This is a genomic window from Oscillibacter sp., from assembly GCF_031978065.1.
Lineage (GTDB): Bacteria > Bacillota > Clostridia > Oscillospirales > Oscillospiraceae > Oscillibacter.
On the sequence record NZ_DALZCH010000172.1, the window covers coordinates 1 to 3,928 of the forward strand.

General features: G+C 44.8%; 5 protein-coding genes and 1 pseudogene. 5 read left to right on the plus strand and 1 reads right to left on the minus strand.

What is annotated here, in order from left to right:
* Positions 1-1,021 (plus strand): annotated as a pseudogene (locus RTK01_RS16130) (peptidase M20); the annotation flags it as partial.
* 69 nt (positions 1,022-1,090) lie between these two features.
* Positions 1,091-1,768, plus strand: coding sequence for a GntR family transcriptional regulator (locus tag RTK01_RS16135; protein ID WP_312281949.1), 678 nt, complete (start codon positions 1,091-1,093; stop codon positions 1,766-1,768).
* On the opposite strand, the gene RTK01_RS16140 is transcribed toward RTK01_RS16135, so the two are convergent.
* Positions 1,719-1,958, minus strand: coding sequence for a hypothetical protein (locus tag RTK01_RS16140; protein ID WP_312281950.1), 240 nt, complete (start codon positions 1,956-1,958; stop codon positions 1,719-1,721). The genes RTK01_RS16135 and RTK01_RS16140 overlap by 50 nt on opposite strands.
* Positions 1,959-2,209: 251 nt before the next feature.
* Here RTK01_RS16140 and RTK01_RS16145 point away from each other — a divergent pair, with 251 nt between their 5' ends.
* The 3 genes from RTK01_RS16145 to RTK01_RS16155 form a co-directional block, all read left to right on the plus strand.
* Positions 2,210-2,452, plus strand: a complete 243-nt coding sequence (locus tag RTK01_RS16145) for a hypothetical protein (RefSeq protein ID WP_312281951.1) — start codon at positions 2,210-2,212, stop codon at positions 2,450-2,452.
* 389 nt (positions 2,453-2,841) lie between these two features.
* Positions 2,842-3,348 (plus strand): C39 family peptidase, encoded by a 507-nt coding sequence (locus RTK01_RS16150; protein WP_312281952.1) that lies wholly within the window; start codon positions 2,842-2,844, stop codon positions 3,346-3,348.
* A 15-nt stretch (positions 3,349-3,363) separates the two neighbouring features.
* A partial coding sequence (locus RTK01_RS16155; RefSeq protein WP_312281953.1) for an S-layer homology domain-containing protein occupies positions 3,364-3,928 on the plus strand: 565 nt, incomplete at its 3' end.

The window sequence follows — 3,928 nt, forward strand, 5'->3', positions numbered from 1 at the left end:
CCCCGGCGAACCCTGCCAGTACCTCCATGCCGGAGCTGTCGGGAAGATTCGTCCCTGCTTGTGTCTTCACGGGACGCCCACCCGCTCCGGGCAGGGCTTTAATGGATTCAGCGCTTCTATGGTTGCCGCTGAGATTGTCCGCAATATGGACATGCGCGCGGAGTTTAGCGACGTATACAATCACGAATACGCTATGCCCCCCACCGTCATGAAGATGAAGGACCTCAAACCCTCCTATGACGTTCAGACCGCGTTTTCCGCATATGTCTATTTCAACTACTTTATTCACAATATGGAGATAGAGGACATCTTCGCCCGCCTGCGCAAGGTGGCGGAGGATGCCCTTAAGACGGTAGATACCTATACAGACGAGCAGAACAAGGTTTACTGCAAGATGACCGGCATGACATATAAGAAGCGGGAGTACAGCCTGAAGGTGATGGATTACAGCCAGCTTTACGCAAAGGCCCTGTCTGTCAAGGCCGACGTGGACGCCGATCTGGACGCCATTACCAAAGAGGCGCTGGAAGCGAATATGGATCGCCGGGAGATGTGCTTGAAGATGGTGGAGCATCTTGCCACCGTTGTCAGCATCAACACCCCCACCGTCATCTTGTTCCTCTCCCCTCCCTACTGCCCCCGCAACACCCTCAAGCGCGAGGTCCCCGAGGAAGCCGCGCTGCTGGACAGCGTCACCGGCCTGCTTCGGGAAATTGGCAAGGAAATGGGCGAGGATCTGAAAATGATGCAGTTTTTCCCTGTCCTCACCGACAGCAGCTATTTGAAGCTGGACGACACGGATCGCTCGGCGGAAACGCTGATTAGAAATCTCCCCAGTATGAAGGCACACTACAATGTTCCTCTGGATCAAATCAAGCGCCTGAACATTCCGGCCCTAAACTTCGGCTGCCACGGCAAGGACGCCCACAAATGGACCGAGCGCGTCCATAAGGAGTATTCCTTTGGTAAACTGCCGGTCATTATGCTGCGTACTCTGGAAAACTATTTGATCGAAGGTTGATTTTTTGATTCCGCGCTGATGGGCGCTGCTGTGCTGTCGATGACTAAAAGATGAAAAGGATTGGTTTACTTGTCATTAGCTCCCCTGAAAAAAAGTGAAACACTGTCTAACAAGGCGTATCAGGTGATACGGGATGCGATTGTATCCAGCCAGTTTGCGCCGAACGACGTTCTGATAGAGGAAAAACTCAGTGCTGAGTTGTCTATCAGTCGGACGCCGATCCGTACTGCCCTGCACCGTCTGGTGGAGGATGGACTGGCAAAAGTCCAGGGAAAGAGTATTGTCGTATCTCCCCTCACCGAAGGTGACATTGCCGACATCAGCCTTGTGCGTCAGTCCGTTGAGCTTTTAGTCATAGAACAGTTGAAAGATAAAGTAACGCCTGCTCTGATCCGAAAGCTGCGCGAAAGTATTGACTGCCAGAAGCAGTCGCTGATGTCCAGCGCGTCTGATTATCTGGAGTATATTAATCAGGATTATATATTCCACACTACACTGGCCCGAGGGACTGAGAACCGTTTTCTTCTGGACCTGACGGAGCGAATCAATACCCATAGCAACCGCTGCCTAATGCTCAGCTCCACCTTGGGCACTTCCTTTGAATCGGCGACGCGGGAGCACATTGTCATTGTGGACGCACTGGAAGTGAACGATTATGAAGCAGCCTATCAGGCCATGTACAATCACTTGCAGCGGATCAAAAATCGTTATATTTTACGGACGACGCGGCCCGAAGAAGCAGATTAAAAGGCGGCGTCAAACGCGGCGTCAAACGCGGCGTTTTTAAAGACAAGGCGCGCTGGAGCGCGATGGCTGCAAGTACACAAAAGATGATGGCTGCGGGAATTTTCCCGCAGCCATCATCTTTTGTGGAAAAATTCTGATAGAAAAATCGGATTTTTGGAAAAAGATCCGGCACAGTCTCCTTGACGTTCATAAGCTAATGCACCGGACATTCCCAATAATATGGATACATCTTGTTTACTCTTTTGAATTCAGGTTGGAATTAAGCATAACTATGCCGTCATAAAAATGTAATTTATTGGTAATTTAGGTTGACATTTAAAATTGAAGTGCTATGATTTAAATAAATTCAACAATAAAAATGTTGGATTTTTGTGACAAATAACACAAAAAAGAATAGAGAATTTAATTTATGAAGAAAAGGGGTTGCAGTGTCTATTCGCAGTGATGATGGTGATTTCAGTCCTTATTTTTCCTGCTCAGGCTGTGAGTATGGAATCACCGGTGCAGCCAGATACTATTCCTGAAAATGTTGCGGAAATAATTGCAATAAATTTTATTAATGAAAGCCAATCTTTTCCTGAAATATCATGGACAGCGGATACAGAAATTAATAATACTGTGACGATGTACGGGACTGACGGAAAAGTTTCGGCTTATTCATTTGAATTAGATACAAGCGGGTAGCGCAATGGATATGTCGTTATAACTGCATATCCCGATATTGCGAATAAAGTATTGGAGTTTTCTGATAAGTTAGAGCCTGTATATGATTTGCTTGATCTTGGGGAAGAAGACACCGTAGTATACACGGGTTTGATGAATTATTATAAAGATGACGGGAGTTCAACACTTTCGTCCATAAATAATGAGAGAGTTGTGGTTTCTGATGTTCCAACACCCTCGCCGAGGCGCGAAGCGCATCAAACTTACCGGCGGTTTTAGCAAAATCAAAGTATCCTATTCGGGATCCTTATGAGTGGGCAAATACCTATTATGAGGGGCCGTTTGTTTATGGCGGCGATTCCATAAACGAATTTGAATCTCATTGCCCATTCTGCACTACCGCTGATTTCATGGATGATTATACTAATAATTGCGGCCCAACAGCAATTACAAATCTAATCGGGATGATTGGTAGCTATAAGAATTATTCAAGGATAACGTCGGAGAATTACAGCGATATTTTCTTAGCTGTCGCTGACTACGGTGTTAAAAATAAATATTTTAACGAAGCAAGCGGTTCTTGTCTTGGTACGTTAGACTCCTATATTGCCGGTTCATTTGGTTTATATGGTGTGAATGCTACTGTGACAAGCAAAGACGCGACGTTCAACAATGTTAAATCGGAATTAACCAATCATAGGCCATTTTATTTATCACTTAATCAGCATTCCTATTATGGAGACCATGGTGTTGTTGGTTACGCTTATACCCGCCTGCAAAGTGAAACTACCGGGTACTATTTGAGTTTTATAAAAATAGCGGATGGGGAGGCACTCTATGGAAGATACTTGGATATTGCGTGTATTGATGAACACAATGAGGCAATTCTTCGAACAATCAACATTAATAATCTATAATGTAAGTAATAGAATATGAAAAAGATTTTTCAAGGTCTTGTTTGTGCAGTTCTTTGCCTTTCGGTGACTCTGGTCGTCCCCGTATTCGGATATGCCAAAGTTCCGGCGTGGTGTACAGATGCGGTAAATTATTGCGATGGGAATAACTTGTTTAATGAAGTACCACAGGCTGAGAAATCTCTTGATAATATTGTAACATGGGGAGTTTTTTCACAAATATTATCAAATTCAACTTCTAACTATGACGGTACATATTATCAACCGGGGCTAGCTATTTACAGTAATGTTAAAAACAGGGAAATATATCGGGCAGCTATGAATTGGGCTAAAAGCTTTTGGATCGCGGACGATTTAAAACGGGAAACTGATCCTATGACGCGTGCAGAGACAGCCAATGCGCTCTATGCTTATTTTGGCAGGACTGATGTTAAAGTTGCACAACCTGAATTATCAAGCTGCTTTACAGATTTTAATGACATTCCTGATGATTTGCGTAGCGGCGTTTTATTTGCCGAAGTAAACTCTCTCATAAATGGATTCGGTGATTCAACTTTTCAACCCAATAGACCGATAACTGTTG

What these genes read in the sequence shown, in the direction of transcription:
- RTK01_RS16140 (WP_312281950.1), bottom strand. Translation starts at nt 1,958, where the DNA reads ATGAACGTCAAGGAGACTGTGCCGGATCTTTTTCCAAAAATCCGATTT.
- RTK01_RS16150 (WP_312281952.1), top strand. Translation starts at nt 2,842, where the DNA reads ATGGATGATTATACTAATAATTGCGGCCCAACAGCAATTACAAATCTA.